A 16,890-nucleotide genomic window follows, 5' to 3' on the forward strand; every position below is an offset into this window, starting at 1 on the left:
AACGCCATGCCTTGGCTGCGCCCGGTCGAATGCGCCGGGCTGGCCCCGACATGCGACCCCATCATTTCGGGCGGCAGGAAATGCAGGAAGCCGCGCTGCATCGCGACCCGGCTGACCGCGTCGATGCAATCGCTGGTCCACATCCGGTGCGTGCGCGTGGCGATGCCGGCATCGCTGCGCCCGCCGCCACCGGCGCATGCCTCGATCTCGACCGCCGGATGCGCCGCGCGCAACCGGTCGATCAGCGCATAGGCACCGACCACCTGTGCATGATAGCCCGCCCGTCCCCGCGCATCGCCGGCCGGCGCCAGATCGCGATTATGATCCCATTTCAGATAGGCGATCGGCAGGTCGCGCAGCAGCGTATCGATCGCGTCGAACAGATACGCGCGAACCTCGGCCCGCCCCAGGTCGAGCACCAGCTGGTTGCGCGACGTCAGCATCGGCACGCCGTCCAGCTGCAACGCCCAGTCGGGATGCGCGCGCGCCAGATCGCTGTCGGGATTGACCATTTCGGGTTCGACCCACAGCCCGAACTCCATGCCCAGGCCGACGACATGGTCGGCCAGCGGCTGCAACCCGCGCGGATATTTGACCGGATCGGCCACCCAGTCGCCCAGCGCGGCGGTGTCGTCGCCGCGTCCCTTGAACCAGCCATCGTCGAGCACGAACCGCTCGACGCCCAGCCCCGCCGACCGATCGGCCAGCGCCATCAGCGCCGCTTCGTCATGGTCGAAATAGAAACCTTCCCAGCTGTTCACATGCACCGGGCGCGGGCGCATCGCCCCGGCCCATGGTGCGCGCGCGCGGACGGCGGCATGGAATGCCTGCACCGCGCCGTTCAATCCGGCGATCGAACAGGTCGCGAGCATCTCGGGCGTGGCGTAGGTTTCGCCCGGGGCCAACCGGATCTCGCCGGGGGCCGGCGCCTCGCCCATCTGCAACACCCAGAACCCATCATCGTCGCGCTCGATCGACAGCCGGTGATTGCCCGACCATGCCAGTTGCGCGGCATGGACCCGGCCATGGTGCCAGCCCGCATTCGGTCCGACCACGAACAACCCCGGTGGCCCGGCATGGCCGGTCAGCCCGCGCCGGTTCTCGCGGACCCAGCCATGCGCCGGCATCGCTTCGTCATGGACGACGAACTCGGCATTGTGCCGCCCGGTGAAGCTGCGAATCGTCGCACTGTCGCCGGGCAGCGGCAGTGTCCCCGCCGCCAGCCAGTCGACATCCAGCACATCATCGCCGTCATTGGTAACGCTCGCCGACAGCGTCAGCATATCGCCCGCCATCGCAATCCGCTGCACGACGGTCACGCGCGCGGTCCGATCGGTCAACGTGACGGTGATCGCGTCCGGTTCCGCCTTGATGGCAACGTCGGCGAACCATTGTGCGAACGCCCGCCCGCCGCGATGCGCGCGCAACGCCGCCGGCCCGAACCAGCCGGTGCCATAGGCCGGCACCAGCGTCAGCGGCTGATCGCGATCGAGCGAGAAGGACGCCTGCGGCCGCGTATCGCCGAGCGGCGGCAGCAGGGCGGCGTCGACGCGCGGCCCCCACCAGCGCCACAGCGGCGCGGCACCTTCCTGCGGTTCGAGGATCAGGCTCGATGTCGGGCCGTGCAGCGCGATGGTCACGCCGCCGCGTCCTGCGTCGCGCCGACCGGCAGCCCCTGCGCATTGCGCTCGCGCACGCTCCACACCGCGATCGCCGCCGCGAACATCAGCACCCCGCACAGCGTCAGCACGTTGCGCGGATCGCCGCCCAGCAGCCTGTCGTAGAACAGCCACATCGTGCCCGAGAAGATCAGCATCGGGATCACGATCATCATGTTGAAAATGCCCATATAGACCCCGGTCCGCTCGGGCGGGATCGATCCGGCGAGGATCACATAGGGGTTGCCCATGATGCTGGCCCAGCCGATGCCGATGCCGATCGCGGGCACGAACAGCATCCATTTTTCGGTGACGTGCGGCAGCGTGACCATGCCGATCCCGGCCAGCACGAGGCAGAGGGCGTGCAGGCTCGCCGCACCCATCCGCTTGGCCAACGGCACCATCGCGAACGCGGCGAGGAACGCGACCCCGTTATAGAATGCCGCCATCTCGCCATTGGTCAGCACCGCCGAATGGAAACCCGATGAGGTCGCATCGGCGGTGCCATAAACCGACCGGCCGACCGAATAGATGACATACGCCCAATAGGCCGCCATCGCATACCATTGGAACAGGCTCATCAGCGCCAGCTTGCGCATCGCCCGCGGCATGTCGCGGATCGCCGATCCGATCTCCGTCAGCATCGCGCCCAGCCCCTTCGGCTCGGCGGCGATGCGGGCGCGTTCCTGCGCCGACAGCGGCAATTCGGGCACGCGCCAGATCGACCACAGGATCGTCGAAAAGCTCAGCACCGCCCCCACCATGAACGCGATCCGCGCGGTATAGGGGATGTTGTGGGTGTCGACCCAGTCCTGGTTCATCCCCGCCCACACCAGCAGCGACGGGGTCAGGAACGCCAGCATCTGCGCCGCACCGGTGAAGGCGCTCTGCGTCAGGAACCCGATCTGGTGCTGATTTTCGTTCAGCCGGTCGCTGACATAGGCGCGATACGGCTCCATCGTGATGTTGTTGCCGGCGTCGAGAATCCACAGCAGCGACACCGCCATCAACAACGACGAACTCAGCGGCATGAAGAACAGCCCCAGCGCGCACAGCACCGCCCCCAGCAGAAAATAGGGGGTACGCCGTCCCCAGCGGCTGTCGGTCCGGTCGCTCAGCGCGCCGATCAGCGGCTGCACCAGCAGGCCGGTCATCGGCCCGGCCAGTTGCAGCATCGGGATCGTCGCCTCCGACGCGCCGAGATAGCTGTAGATCGGTGCCATATTCCCCTGCTGCAACCCGAACGAGAATTGCAGGCCGAGGAAACCGAGATTCATTTCCAATATGCGGGGAAGCGACAAATGGGGCTTGGAAGCGGGCAGGCGCATCGGACATCCTCATGACAGACGCCCGTCTTCGCGAGCCTTGCAACCCGCTATATCAGCTTTGCCGATCCTGACAACAATCGATTGCGGTCGCATGTACATGCGCCGTTACGTGTCACCTTCGCCACCTTCGATGCCCGCCAGGAACGCCGCGACATTCGCCCCCAGCGCATCGACCGCATAGCCGCCCTCCATGACGATCACCGCCGGCAAGCCGGCTCCGGCGATCATCCGCCCCATCTCCAAGAAGTCCGCCGTCTCCAGCGCGAAACCGGCAACCGGATCATGGGCATAGGTATCGGCGCCGAACGACACGACCAGCGTCTTCGCCCCCCAGTCCGCGATCACCGCCAGCGCCTGCGCCAATGCCGGCCGATACCCGGCCCAATCGGTACCGCGCGGCAACGGCAGGTTGAGCGTACTGCCCATGCCCGCCCCCGCACCACGCTCGTCGCCATGCCCCCAGTAAAACGGGTCGAAGAAGCACCTCACCCTGCCGTCTCCCGCAGCTTTTTCAGATGGGCAAGAAAGTTGACGATCTCACGCCTGCGGTTCGCCTCCACCGCCAGTTCGTCCCCGACCCCCAGCTTCCACCGCGTCGGCCCGTGATCGGGTTCGCCGTGCAGCCGGTCGAGCAACGCCGCACGATCCGCGACATCGGCCTCCTCCTCCGCCAATCCGGCCTCGACCAGATCATCGGCCTGCGCCCGCAACGCGACCGCGATCTCCTCCAGCGACAATTCGGGATGATATTGCACACCCCAGAACACACCGCCGGCATGGCGGATCTCAGCGGCCTGAACGCGGGTCATGGCGTTGCCCGCCAACAGGACCGCATCCGCCGGCAGCGTTTCGACCTCGTCGCCATGGATCGCCGCGGCGTCCCACGCAGCCGGCCGCCCGGCCAGCAACGGATGCCCTCGCCCTGCGTCCGTCGCGACGATCGCACGGGCGATGCCGGCCTCCATCCGCCTCGGCATTTTTCGCACCCGACCACCTGCCGCCGCGACCGCGATCTGTAGTCCGGCGCAGGAACCGAACGACGGTACGCCCGATGCGAACACCGCGCGCATGAACGCCAATTGCCGCGCGACTTCCGGCGTAGCGTCATACACGTGCATCGGCGATCCGGTCAGAAAGACCCCGTCGAACCGCCGCACCATCTCGGCTGAAAAAACCGGTGCATCGGCATCGGCAGGCGCGATCAGGGTGATGTCCGCGGCCGGGGCGATCTGCCGGAGAGTCGCGGCGTAGCTTTCCCCCGCACTTCTTCCTGCCCGTTCACGACGCGCCTCGCGTTCTTCGGGCAACTCACTTTGCGCGACGAGATAGTGCAGCAAAAGCCATCCTTTGATCTGGGAGCAGGCCGGTCGAACGCACGGCCGATACAATCGCCGCATTCGCACGGACCAATCGGGTCGATGCCGACCCGACGCGGTCGCGCCCGAAACCGGCTTGGCGAAGCGCTTCGCTGCCGCCAAGATCGCTGTGCTCTCGGCACCGATCATGCGGGCGCATGCGACTTCTACAGGATTACCATCATGACCGTTCGTTCGTTTTCGCTACGTGCCGCATCGTTGTTCGCGCTGGCGATGCTCTCGCCCGCCGGGTCGGCACAGACACCGCGCCCGACCGTCGCCGAACGCCCCGCCCCGCCCGCCGCATGGACCTCGGCCCCGTTCGTGCCGTTGTGGACCGGCACGCCGCCGGGCGGCGGGTTCAAGGCGGTCGCGGTGCCGGCGAACGATCGCGCGACCTTCCTGCGCAATATCGACCGGCCGGGGCTGCGCCGCTTCACCCCTGCCCGGCCGAACGGCGCGTCGGTGCTGGTCATTCCGGGCGGTGCCTATACGTTCCTGTCGATCGGCAACGAAGGCGTCGATATCGCCGGCCGGCTGACCGCGCTGGGCTATACCGTCTATGTCCTGACCTATCGCCTGCCGGGCGAGGGCTGGACCGACCGTGCCGACGTGCCGTTGCAGGACGCACAGCGCGGGCTGCGCATGGTCCGTGCCGCCGCGACGAAGGACGGGCTGGATCCGCACAAGATCGCGGTACTCGGCTTTTCGGCGGGCGGGCATCTGGCCGCGACGCTGGAAACCGACTTCGCGCAAGCCGTCCATGCACCGCGCGACGCCATCGACCGGATCGACGCACGGCCCGATGCCGCGGCGCTGATCTATCCGGTGATCGCCGCCGCCGCACCCTTCACCCATGCCCAGTCCGCCGCGCAGCTGCTGGGCAAGAACCCCGACCCGGCAGCAGTCGCGCGGCGGTCCCCGGCGGAACATGTGACGGCGACGACGCCGCCCACGTTCCTGCTGCACGCGATGGACGACCGCGCGGTCGTGCCCGACAACAGCCTGTTGATGATGGCGGCGCTGCGCCGCGCCGGTCGCCCGGTCGAATCGCATTTCCTGACCGAAGGCGGACACGGCTTCGGCGTCGGCCCCGCCGCCCTGCCCGCCGGCCATTGGGTCGAGATGTTCGACCGGTGGCTGCAACGCAGCCTTGCCAAAACGTCGCGTCCGGCGGGGTGATCTGCCGGCTTGCCTGCGTTCCTGCGCCATATGTCGATCATGGCGATCCGGCCGCAACCGGCTCCGGCGAGCGCAGGCCGCAGGTAGCGAAAGTCGATCAGGCGGCGCGGCTACTCCGGAAGTCGCCGTCGAGCAGCCTGACGCCGCCATGGCTGGCGTCCGACCGGCCGGTGGATCGCGGCAGGTTGAAGCGCCCGACCTGACCGGCAAGCTGGTCGGCATGGTTGGCAAGCGTCCGCGCGGAAGCGGTCGCCTGTTCGACCATCGCCGCATTGCGCTGGGTCACGCCGTCCATTTCGGAAACAGCGGTGTTGACCTGTTGCAGGCGGATCGCCTGATGTTCGGACGACTCGGCGATCCCGTGGACCAGCGTGCTGACTTCACCGATCCGCTCCATGATCCGCCGCAGTGCGTCGCCGGTTTCGTTGACCAGCGAGACGCCGGTGTTGACCTGCTCGCTCGACGCGGTGATGCGGACCTTCACGTCGTGCGCGGCGTCGGCGGAACGCTGCGCCAGTGCGCGGACTTCGCTGGCGACGACTGCAAAGCCCTTGCCCGCATCGCCCGCCCGCGCCGCCTCGACCCCGGCGTTCAGCGCCAGCAGGTTCGTCTGGAATGCGATGCCGTCGATCACGCTGATGATATCGCTGATCTCGATCGACGCGCGTTCGATCGATCCCATGGCGTGGATCGCGCGATCGACCACCGCACCGGACTGGTTCGCTTCGTCCCGTGCCTGACCGACGACCGCCTTGGCGCGCGCCGCGCCGCTCGCCGTCTGGCGGACGGTGCTGGTGATCTGCTCCATCGCCGCCGCCGTTTCTTCAAGGCTCGCGGCCTGCTGTTCGGTACGTTGCGACAGCGCGTCGGAGGCACGGCTGATATCCAGCGCCCCTTCGTTGATGCTGTCGCTGGCGGCGGCAACCGCTTGCAACGTATCGGCGACCGCAGCCATTGCCCGGTTATAGTCGCGCCGCAACTGGTCGGCCTCGTCCGGGAACGCCGTGTCGATGCGGTGGCTGAGATCGTTGCTGGCCAACCGGTCCAGTCCGGCGCCGAGCAATGCGACCATCTGTTGCTGCACCGCCGATGCCGCCGCCAGCCGGACGCCGTTGTCACGGAACGTCGCCATCGCCCGCGTCATGCGTCCGACGCAATCGCGATACTCCGAAAAGTCGATCGGCGCGGCGAATTCGCCCGCCGCCAGCGCCTCCATGCGCACGACCGTCGTGACATAGGGGTCGCAGATCAGCTTGCGCGCGATCAGCGTCAACAGCACGATGGCAACGATGCCCGTCACCGCTGCTGCGATGAACGGCGCGGCGGGATCGGTCGCGGGCGGCGATAACAGCGCGGCGGCGAGCGGCAGCGATGCCAGTGCTCCATTCAGGATCGCGAGCATCACGAACTTCACCCGGATGGGTGCGTCGGCCTTGAACCAGTGGATCAACGGATCATCCTGAAGCTAATATGGTGTGGTAGCGGCCCTCCTGTCCTTCATTCGCCAACGAAGAATTAACGCGATATCGCCCGGAAAACCGCGCATTGCTTCGGTTACGGCGGAAGATTTTGATTTAACGTCACTTCTACGATTCGGCATTCTCAGCAACCGTACGCTCCGGACGCTGTCCATCGTGACCATTTGGCGGAACAGGATGTACGCTCGCCGCGCTTATTGTCGGCGGCCAGCGTGCTGCCATCAGGAGCGACTCGATGAGCGATACGGGACTGACGATCGATGCGACGACCTTTGCCGACAATCCGGCGGCGTATCAGGTCGAATTTGCCGGGAACGTGGATGGCGAACTGCAGCCATTCGCAGTCCGATACAGCGCGCTCGAAGCGCTGGCGGGCCGGCCGGTGGTCGACGATCCGTTGGCGGTCGCGCAATCGCATCTGGACCTGTTGTCCGTTTCGGCGGGGAAGGCGCTGGCGCGCGGTCAGGCGGTGGTACGGGTGATAATCGGAGAAGCCGACCTGCTATAGACGATCCGCGCGGGACGTCTGACGCCATGCCTCCCTGTCGTCGCCGTCCGATACTTGCCAATACTGTCCGCGTATCCTTAAAATCGATACCCGCAGCATATTCTGCCGATCTTAACTCGTTTTTCCACCAATAAAATTGTATTTTACTTTCGCGTTTCTTCCGCAATCGATGCCAGCCGATCCCAATTTACGTTTTGTTAACCAGTGTTCACGTAAGTTAAGGATCAACCGAGTGCACCGGTCTGGTCCGGTGACGTACCGCGGATGGATCGGGCGAGGGCAGCGAATGGCATATCTTCCTTCAGCACATGGCGGTATTCGGAATTGGCCGAATACCGGCATGAACAGGCTTTATCGTGACGGCGACCGGGCCGTTCGGGATCTCGCTGTCGATCGCAGCGGGGTGATGGCGCGGGTGCGTGACCCCGAACTGGCGACGATCGTCAGCTTCACCGCGGCGGAGTACAAGGCGTCGATCGCCGGACTGTCGATCGTGACCGGCCGGTGCCAGATCCTTATGGGCGGGGTCGGCACCGATATCTATGAAGTCGCGCTGGAAGATTCGTTTTGTGCAGTCACCGTCCAGCGTCCCGACGAACCCCTGATCGTCCCCGATGCGACGCGCGACCCGCGCTTCGCCACGCTCCGCACCGTGACCGGGCAGCCGTCCGTGCGATTCTATGCAGGCGTTCCCGTGCTTGATCGCAACGGCTTTGCACTGGGGGCGCTGTGCATCGCCGACCGGACGCCGCGCACGGAGGCGTTCGACCCGACCATGTTGCTGATCCGCGCACACGAAATCGAGCGGCTGATCCGTTCGTAAGGCAACCAGCGCCACTGACGCTATGCATCCTTGCGACGCGATCGTTTCCGGCTACCATCCTCCCAAAGATATTGGGAGAGATGGAAATGAACGCCCGCTTCGACCGCCGCACCCTGTTGGCCGGCGGCATCGCCGCCTCGACCGCGAGCGTTCTGCCAACCGGCGATGTCTTTGCCCAGCGTCGCCGCACGTCCGCGAACGACAAGCTGCAGGTCGGGCTGATCGGTTGCAAGGGGATGGGCTGGTCCAATCTGAACGCGATGTTGAAGGGATCGGACGTCGTGCCGGTTGCCTTGTGCGACGTCGACGCGCGGGTCCTGACCGAACGCGGCGCGGAGTTGAAGAAGGCATCGGGCCGGGCACCGCGGCTGTACGACGATTATCGCCGGATGCTCGACGACCGGTCGGTCGACGCGGTCATCATCGCCACCCCCGATCACTGGCACGCGCTGCAACTGATCGATGCGATGTCGGCGGGCAAGGATGCCTATTGCGAAAAGCCGCTGGGCAATTCGATCGCCGAGTGCCGGGCGATGGTCGCCGCCAAACAACGCCACAACCGCGTGGTACAGGTTGGCCAATGGCAGCGCAGCAACCAGCATTGGGCCGACGCCATCGCGCTGGTCCATGGCGGCGGCATCGGCCGGGTGCGCAAGGTGAAGGCATGGGCCTATATGGGCTGGATGAAGCGGGTCGCGCCGCAGCCCGATCAGGCAACACCGGCAGGCGTCGATTACGACCGCTGGCTGGGGCCGGCACCGGCGCGGGCGTTCAACCCCAATCGCTTTCATTTCAGCTGGCGCTGGTATTGGGATTATGCGGGCGGACTGATGACCGACTGGGGCGTCCATCTGATGGACATCGCGTTGCTGGGCATGAAGGCGTCGATGCCGAAATCGGTCAGTGCGCTGGGCGGTGCCTACGGCTATCCGGACTCGGCGATGGAGACGCCCGACACGCAGACCGCCATCTTCGATTTCGGCGACTATTCGGTCGAATGGGAACACGCGGTCGGCATCAGCCACGGTCCCTATGGCGGGCGCGATCACGGCGTCGCGTTCGTCGGTGAGACGGGCACGCTGGTCGTGGATCGCAGCCAGTGGCAGGTATTTCCCGAGGTCAGCGACGGAAAGCCGCTGACGCGCGAGGTGCCGGTCACCAAATCGACCGACAACGGCGTCGACCGTCATACCGCCGACTTCGTCGCCTGCGTGAAGGATCGCGCGCGAACCCCCGCCTGCCCGATCGAATCCGCCGCCAACACCGCGATCGTGTGCCAGATGGGCAATATCGGCTGGCGGACGGGCCGGAAGGTTCATTGGGACGCGGCAACGGGGCAGTTCACGGGCGACGCCGCCGCCAATGCGCTGATCACCCCGCGCTACCGCGCACCCTATCGACTGCCGGTGTGAGGGGTAACCGCAGCAGGGCAGGCTTTTCCGGCAGGCGACGCTGCGGTACGACATCGCCATGGAAGCACGGAATCGAATCCGGCGGGTCGTCATCCTCGGCGGGGGCACCGCCGGATGGATGACGGCAGCGGCGCTGTCGCGCAGTTTCGGCAGCGCGGTCGACGTCACGCTGCTCGAATCCGAAGCGATCGGGACGGTCGGCGTCGGTGAGGCGACGATCCCGACCATCCACTGGTTCAACGAACTGATCGCGCTCGACGAACCGGAATTTCTGCGCGCCACCAAGGCGACGTTCAAGCTGGGCATCGAATTCGTCGACTGGACGGCACCGGGCCACCGGTATTTCCATCCCTTCGGCCAATTCGGCGCGGCGTTGCCGGGCGTCGCCTTTCACCATCGCTGGTTGAAGGCGCAGGCGGACGGGATGGATGTGCCGTTGCCGGCGCTGTCGCTGGCGGCGCAACTGGCAAGGCAGGGGCGCTTCGCCAAACCTGTCGGCGACGCGCGATCGATCCTGTCGACGCTTGGCTATGCCTATCATTTCGATGCCGGGCTCTACGCCACCTATCTGCGGCGATTGAGCGAGGCGGCAGGCGTCCGGCGGATCGAGGGCAAGCTGCAAACGGTCGATCGTGACGGCGAGACCGGCTTCGTCGCCGCACTGACCACCGAACGCGGCGAGCGGATCGACGGCGATCTGTTCATCGATTGCTCGGGATTTCGCGCGCTGCTGATCGGCGATGCGATGGGTGAGCCGTTCGAGGACTGGTCGCACTGGCTTCCCTGTGACCGGGCCGTGGCGGTACCCTGCACGCGGGTCGCAACGACCACGCCCTATACGCGATCGACCACGCGTGCCGCCGGGTGGCAATGGCGTATTCCGCTGCAACACCGTACCGGCAACGGCTATGTCTTTGCGAGCCGCTATGTGTCGGAGGACGAAGCGACCGCGACGCTGATGGGCAATCTGGATGGCGAAGCGCTTGCCGAACCGCGACTGTTGCGCTTCACGGCGGGCACGCGGCGACGGCCGTGGCGCGACAATGTCGTCGCGATCGGGCTATCGTCAGGGTTTCTCGAACCGCTCGAATCAACCAGCATCCATTTGATCCAGAGCGGCATCACCAAGTTGCTGACGCTGTTCCCCGACCGCAATTGCGATCCGGCGCTCGCCGACCGGTTCAACGACGTGTTCGCGCGCGACATGGACGGGATCAAGGACTTCCTGATCCTCCATTACCATGCGACCAGCGGGCGCAGCGAACCGCTATGGCAACATTGCCGGACGATGGAATTGCCCGGGAGGCTGGTCGCGCGCGAGGCGCAATATCGCCGGTCGGGCCGGCTGATCCTCGACGGCGACGAGCTGTTTCGGGACGCGAGCTGGCTGGCGGTGCTGAACGGTCAGGGAATCGTAGCGCAGGGGTATAACCCGCTGGCGGACGCGATCGATGCCGACGGCAACCGGGCGCAGGTGCGTCAGATCGCCGACGTCATCGCCCGTGCAGCGCCGACCCTGCCTTTTCACGACGTTGCGCTGGCGCAGGCGATGGGGGCGACATGACCGCACCCGACATCGTCGCGCGACGCATCGGTGTCGAGCGACAGCCGATCGCGATCGTCGATCATTTCCATCCCGATCCGGACGGCCTGCGCGACTTTGCCCACGCGGCGTATTTCGAACCGGCCCGGCGACAATATCCCGGCGTGCGCGCGGATCTGCCGGAGACGTATTTTCACGCGATCCGGCCAGCGCTGACGAACGTCCTGACGCATGTTTTCGATCATCGTGGCGGCGTTTCGCTGCTCGACGCCAGTTTTTCGGTAGTGACCGCACCACCGGCGACGTTGAACATCGAACAGCGGCTGCCGCATTTCGATGCCATCGATCCGGCGCGCATCGCGCTGGTCCATTATCTGGGGACGGAAGATCGCGGCGGTACCGCGTTCTATCGGCATCGCAGCACCGGGTTCGAGACGATCGATGCCGGGCGGGTGTCGGCGTATCTGGACGCGGTCAACGGCGAAGTCGCGACGGCACCACCGCCACCGGCCTATATCGACGGATCAACCGACCGGTTCGAACAGGTTTCCATGGTCGATAGCCGCTACAATCGGGCGGTACTCTATCGCAGTGCGCTGCTCCACAGCGGTGCGATCCCGCCTGATACGGTGCTCAGCGCCGATCCGGCACAGGGGCGGCTGACGGTGACCGCGTTCCTGCTGCTTGCCTAACGCGGCGGCTGTACCGCCAGATAGACGGTGCTCCACAGCTGCGCGGCGTTGGATTCATCGACGTCCTGCTTGCCCGCACCGAACGCCACCACCTGATATCGGCCGCCGCGATAGGCCCATGACCATAGTTCGGAGCTTTGCGTTGCGCGGGTGGCATTGATTGCGCGCCACAGCGTCGCCTGTGCGCGGGTCAGTACCGCGCGAGTCGCGGCGGGCAGGTCGCGGCGGGCGAGCTGTCGCTCCAGACCGGCGGCGAACAGCGCCTGCTGCCACGACCACACGACCGCACCGTGATAGGCGGCGGGGGTGAAGCGCGCCTGCACCGTCGCATCGGTCTGCGCGGCGTTGGCGACCAGCATGCCGATATCGGTCATCAACCCGGCCGGGAACGGCCGCATCGCGGCGGTGACATAGGTTTCGAGATCGGCGGGCGAAGGTTCGGCGAACATCAGCGCGAAGCCTTCGTCCGAATTCACGATCGGGATCGTCCGGCCAGCATCGTCGAGCGCGATCGCGTGGAACACCATCGGGTCGGACCCGATCGACGCCAGCGCCGGTGCAACGGGGATGCCGAGCGTTCGGGCATAGGCGTCGATACGCGGCTTCGCCTGCGCGGCCGGGAGCGACACGCGGAACAGCGCCGGCGCGCGGGTGCGCCAGACGTCGGCCATCGCGTCGGCGCGGGTCAGCGCGGTGCGATCCGCGGGCGTCAGATAGCGGTCGAGCAGGCCGGCGCGCAGCAGCCGGGCAGCCGATTCCAGTGCGGCGGGGACGAACACGGCGTTGACGTCATAGGCATAGCGTCCGCGACCCAGCCCTTCCTCGCTATCGCGCCACTGCCCGGTCAGACGGCCCTTCGGGATCGCTATCAGACTGGAAAAACCGGGATCTTCGGCAAAGGGTTGGGCGGTGGTGATAAGGTGACGAAGGTTACGCACAAGCGCCATTCCCGCCGGGGCGGTGGTGCCGGGAATGCCTTCGCTCGCCAAGGGGCGGTCGAGGAAAGTCTTTGCCGCAGAAGGGCTTGCGTGGTCGAGGAGATAGGCGGCGGCGACGGGGGCGAGCATATAGTCGTCGTCGACCATCGCGTAATCGAGCACGGCCGCGTCGCCGCGCTCCCGAAGTTTACGCCGGTCGACCACGGCGAATTCGCCGATGCCCTCTTCATGCGCGACATCGCCACGCGCATCGAGCCGGGCGAGGACCGACCCCAGCCCCGCCTCGATCGCCTGCGGCTGCAAGACCGGCATCAGCAGGCGTACCGACATCAGCGTATCGCGGCCGAAATAGGTCTGAAACCGCCATGATCCCGCAAGGAATTTCTCCCGATAGCTGAGGAATCGCAGCGCGTTACGGGCACCGGGATCGTTGGCGGCGCGGGCGTTCAGCAATTCGTCGCGGGCAAGGCCGGTCAACGGCTTCTCCCCGCTCGACGCCAATATCTCCATGCGCAGCGGACGGCCGGCATCGGCGACCAGCGCGCCGTTGCGGATCGTGCCGGAGAGCAACCTTATCTGCAACAGATAGCCGGGTTTGCCGTCGAGGCGCGGGCGGCTCCAACGGATGGTGTTGCCGGTGACGACCGGATCGACCGCGACTTCGGCCGGGAACCGACCGACCGACTGATAGTCGCGAAGGAAGCGGATCGACGACAACACCGCCTGCCTGATGCGAAGTTCGGGGGCGTCGATGCTGGCAAGGGTCAGCACCGCCGGTTGCGGCCCGGCGATGCCCGGCGCGGTGGTCGGGCGTGGTGCCTGTTCGAGCCGCCACGTCGCCGCGCGCCCAACGGGTTCGAACCACAGGCCGACGCCGCTATTGCCCGCCGGAAACGCGACGAGAATGCGCGGATCGGTGCCGTTGCGCAGGAGCAGATGCGCCGCGACCGGCCCTTCGCGGACGAAGGCGTTGAGATTCTGTCCCTCGGTCAGCTGGAAGGCGAGTTCGGGGGTTTTCGAGGGGCGCTGTGCCGCCGCCAGTCCCGTTCCCGCCAGCATCGCGCCCGCCAGCATCCACCGCATCACGGTCTTCATCGCTTACTCTCTTCCGCGAAGAGCGGGCCTTGAGGAAGGCCCGCGCTATTTCGTGACCTCACCGTACGCCCGCGCAGCCGGGGGTCCAGAGCCAAGCAGAACGACGTCCGGTGCCCGTGACCCTGGCCCCCCGCCTGCGCGGGGGNNCGACGATACCGCGGGCGTAGAAATAGCCGTCGGTGATCGCCTGTGTCTGACCCTGTCGCGGATTGCCCTCGGTCAAGCCGACCACGTCGAACACATTGTCGGCGTTCAGGTTCAGCTGCACCCGCTTGGTCAGGTTCAGGTTCACGCCGAAACCGGTGACGCCATAGCTGGGCAGCGCGATGCCGTTGCCGTTGTCGGCGAAGATCTTGCCGACGAACTTGTAGCGGGCATACACCTCGCCCGCGCCATTGGGCAGCGTGAGCGTCGGCAGGATCGTGAACAGCTGCGCCGGCGTGCGTTCGGGGCGATTGCCCTCGAACGACGCGCCCTGATCGACCCCGTCGAGTTGCAGGTTGAGCAGCTGCGGGTCCTGAAACACCCCCTGGAAATCGACCGAGAACCATGTCGTCGGACGCACGACGAAATCGATCTCGACGCCCTTTGTCTTCAGGTCGGCGTTCAGATTCTGCTGTTGGGAGGGGTTGGTGGGGTTGGCGAAATTATAGTTCTGATTGTCGAAATTGGTGCGGAAGACGGTAGCCGAACCGGAGAAGAACCGGCCCATCTGATACCGGACGCCCGCTTCGTACAGCTCGATCGTGGTGATCGGATCGACGTTGTTCGTCTGGAAACCGTTGGCGTAGCGGGCATAGATCGAGAAGTTCGGCGTGAGCAGATAGTTGGCACCGACCGTCCATGACGCCTTGCGCTGCGTGCGTTCGCGCACCGCAAGCACGCCGTTATAGGCCGACCCGACGGTGCGGACCACGCCGCCGACCCCCGCCGGTACCGGCTGGCTGCCGGCCAGTTCGCCACCGTCGCGCGCGGTCGCGTCGTCGCTTTCCCAGCGGACGCCGCCGTCGATGCGCAGATCGCCGATCGCGACTTCGTCGTTGGCGTAGAGCGAGACGGTCGAGTCCAGACGCTCGCGGATGCCGGCGCCCCAGTCGCCATAGGAAACGAGGCCGTTGTCCGACAGCGTGCCGATGACGCGGTTGCCGGCGTCGAGCGCGACGATGTCATAGATGTCGCTGTTGGTCTGCACGCCGTTGACGACGCTGGCGGTCGCCGACTGATCCTGCGACCGCTTGACGTTGTAATACATGACGCCGGCGGTCAGCGAGTTCTTGAAATTATCGTTCTCGAATTCCCAACGGCCGCCGACATTCGCGCCGAAATCGCGCCCGTCGATATAATCGTGGTTGAGCACGGTGCGTTGCAGGAAGCCGTTGCCGTTCAGCGCATTCAGGTCCGCCGTCTGGTTCGAGCCGAGCACCACGCCGGTGCGCAGATTCTTGATGCCGAAGCGCACCGTGTTGGGGAAGGCGGCGGCACCCAGCGTCAGCAGCCCGTCGATCGGCGAATTGCCACCCGGCGTCAGATAGTTCTGCGCGCTGGTCAGACCGCCGTTACCGGTCCCCGAACCGGGGAACAGGCCGTTGAAGTCGTAGGAATATTTCAGATAGCGGGCGTGGGCAAACAGGTCGATCGTGTCGGTCAGCGGCTTTTCGACATCGAAGCGGACCTGCGCGGTCTTGGCCTTGATCCCGTCGCGGTAGCGGAATTCGCGGAAGCCGCTGGGGTGCGCCAGCGTCGATACCGGCACGGCGATGTTGGCGAACGCGTCGCCGCCGACATTGCCGAACTGGGTATCGAGGCCGGGTATCCCCTTCACCTCGCCATCGTCGAGCCGGTAGGGCATCGTCGCGTAATAGGCGTTCTCGACATCGCCGCCCTTTGCCGACAGCCGGACATAGCCGCCGCCGTCGAAGCGATATTCGAGCATGCCCTTGATACGCCAGCCGGCATAGTCGAACGGATTGTCGCGCACGCCGGGGCTCGACTGGACATAGCCGCCGATGTTGAAGGCGAGTTTGTCGCTGAGCGGCTGCGAATAATAGAAGTCGCCGCGCTTCATGCCGTAATTATAGGCGGTGACGCGCGCCGCCCCCTCGGCTTCGTTGAAGTTCGGCCGGCGCGAGATGAAGTTGATCGTCGCGCCCGCGCCGTTGACGGTCAGCACGCCCGACGAGCCGCCCTTGACCGCTTCGAGGCGGTCGATGGTCAGATCCTGATCGAAGAAGAAGTCGGCACCGCCGCCGCCATAGAGGATCGGCATGCCGTCCTCCTGCAACTGCACGAACCGCTGGCCACCGCCCTGAAGGCCGCGGACCGAATAGTTGTTCGACACCTGGCCTGCCGTCGCCTCGACAAAGATGCCGGGGACCAGTTCGAGCATGTCGGCGGTCGAACGCGGCGCGCGCCGGTCGATATCGGCACGGTCGGCGAGCGTGATGTCGGCCGATGCGGTGATGAGCGGACGGTCGCGGGTGGTCGTGCCGGTCACGACGATGACGTCCTGTTCGTCGTCGGCCGTCGCGACATCGGTGCCCTGCGTGGCCGCCGGATCGGCGGGCGGCGTCTGTGCAAAGGCAGCGACCGGCAGCAGCGTCGCGCCAGCCAGCAACGCCGCACGCGCGCCGAAGCGATGGAATGTCAGCATGATCCTCTCCACGGTATATTCTTTGGCTCCGGGGCTGCCGGAACCGGTTACAACTAGACCCGGCCCGATAGCGCTGCAATGTTGGTTAACGGACCCAAGTATTTGCGAGCCGGACTGTGGCGATCAGGCAACATTTTGTAGAACAAGCATGCTTGCGCCGCCGGACCCTTTTGGAGGTTTCGTTGCTGGCGACGGCAGCGGCGGTGCTGCCGGGACGGGCCGCTGCGG

At 66.0% G+C, this 16,890-nt stretch carries 12 protein-coding genes and 1 pseudogene; 6 read left to right on the plus strand and 7 right to left on the minus strand.

Annotated features, from left to right (window positions below; translation table 11 throughout):
* The 4 genes from ASE91_RS02745 to ASE91_RS02760 form a co-directional block, all read right to left on the minus strand.
* Positions 1-1,640: alpha-galactosidase (locus tag ASE91_RS02745; protein WP_235530272.1), on the minus strand; the 1,640-nt coding region annotated here is incomplete at its 3' end.
* Complete coding sequence (locus tag ASE91_RS02750) at positions 1,637-2,935, minus strand: MFS transporter (protein ID WP_235530273.1); 1,299 nt, start codon at positions 2,933-2,935, stop codon at positions 1,637-1,639. The genes ASE91_RS02750 and ASE91_RS02745, both read right to left, overlap by 4 nt.
* Positions 2,936-3,091: 156 nt before the next feature.
* Positions 3,092-3,475 carry a hypothetical protein gene (locus ASE91_RS02755; RefSeq protein ID WP_235530274.1) on the minus strand — a complete coding sequence of 128 codons (384 nt, stop codon included), beginning with the start codon at positions 3,473-3,475 and terminating at the stop codon, positions 3,092-3,094.
* Positions 3,472-4,323, minus strand: a complete 852-nt coding sequence (locus tag ASE91_RS02760) for a type 1 glutamine amidotransferase (protein ID WP_056622539.1) — start codon at positions 4,321-4,323, stop codon at positions 3,472-3,474. Before ASE91_RS02760 ends, ASE91_RS02755 begins: the two co-directional genes overlap by 4 nt.
* Positions 4,324-4,524: 201 nt before the next feature.
* Here ASE91_RS02760 and ASE91_RS02765 point away from each other — a divergent pair, with 201 nt between their 5' ends.
* Entirely contained in the window at positions 4,525-5,523 is a 999-nt protein-coding gene (locus ASE91_RS02765; RefSeq protein ID WP_056622442.1) for an alpha/beta hydrolase, read from the plus strand.
* Positions 5,524-5,620: 97 nt separating this feature from the next.
* Here ASE91_RS02765 and ASE91_RS02770 read toward each other — a convergent pair whose 3' ends face one another.
* Positions 5,621-6,973, minus strand: coding sequence for a methyl-accepting chemotaxis protein (locus ASE91_RS02770; RefSeq protein WP_056622443.1), 1,353 nt, complete (start codon positions 6,971-6,973; stop codon positions 5,621-5,623).
* Positions 6,974-7,236: 263 nt separating this feature from the next.
* Here ASE91_RS02770 and ASE91_RS02775 point away from each other — a divergent pair, with 263 nt between their 5' ends.
* The 5 genes from ASE91_RS02775 to ASE91_RS02795 all read left to right on the plus strand — a co-directional run bounded on the left by ASE91_RS02775 (position 7,237) and on the right by ASE91_RS02795 (position 11,979).
* Complete coding sequence (locus tag ASE91_RS02775; protein WP_056622445.1) at positions 7,237-7,509, plus strand: hypothetical protein; 273 nt, start codon at positions 7,237-7,239, stop codon at positions 7,507-7,509.
* A 340-nt stretch (positions 7,510-7,849) separates the two neighbouring features.
* Positions 7,850-8,332 carry a GAF domain-containing protein gene (locus ASE91_RS02780; RefSeq protein WP_056622447.1) on the plus strand — a complete coding sequence of 161 codons (483 nt, stop codon included), beginning with the start codon at positions 7,850-7,852 and terminating at the stop codon, positions 8,330-8,332.
* 86 nt (positions 8,333-8,418) lie between these two features.
* Positions 8,419-9,744, plus strand: a complete 1,326-nt coding sequence (locus ASE91_RS02785) for a Gfo/Idh/MocA family protein (RefSeq protein ID WP_056622541.1) — start codon at positions 8,419-8,421, stop codon at positions 9,742-9,744.
* Positions 9,745-9,802: 58 nt separating this feature from the next.
* A complete protein-coding gene (locus ASE91_RS02790; protein WP_056622449.1) occupies positions 9,803-11,308 on the plus strand; it encodes a tryptophan halogenase family protein in 1,506 nt (501 codons plus the stop codon).
* Complete coding sequence (locus ASE91_RS02795; RefSeq protein WP_056622451.1) at positions 11,305-11,979, plus strand: DUF6445 family protein; 675 nt, start codon at positions 11,305-11,307, stop codon at positions 11,977-11,979. The genes ASE91_RS02790 and ASE91_RS02795 overlap by 4 nt, the downstream gene beginning before the upstream one ends.
* Here the strand turns inward: ASE91_RS02795 and ASE91_RS02800 are convergent.
* Entirely contained in the window at positions 11,976-14,012 is a 2,037-nt protein-coding gene (locus ASE91_RS02800) for a hypothetical protein (protein ID WP_056622453.1), read from the minus strand. The genes ASE91_RS02795 and ASE91_RS02800 overlap by 4 nt on opposite strands.
* Positions 14,013-14,159: 147 nt before the next feature.
* Positions 14,160-16,662, minus strand: a pseudogene (locus tag ASE91_RS02805) (TonB-dependent receptor domain-containing protein); the annotation flags it as partial.
* Positions 16,663-16,890: the final 228 nt, after the last annotated feature.

It is taken from the genome of Sphingomonas sp. Leaf62 (genome assembly GCF_001421915.1).
In the GTDB taxonomy this organism is placed as follows: domain Bacteria; phylum Pseudomonadota; class Alphaproteobacteria; order Sphingomonadales; family Sphingomonadaceae; genus Sphingomonas.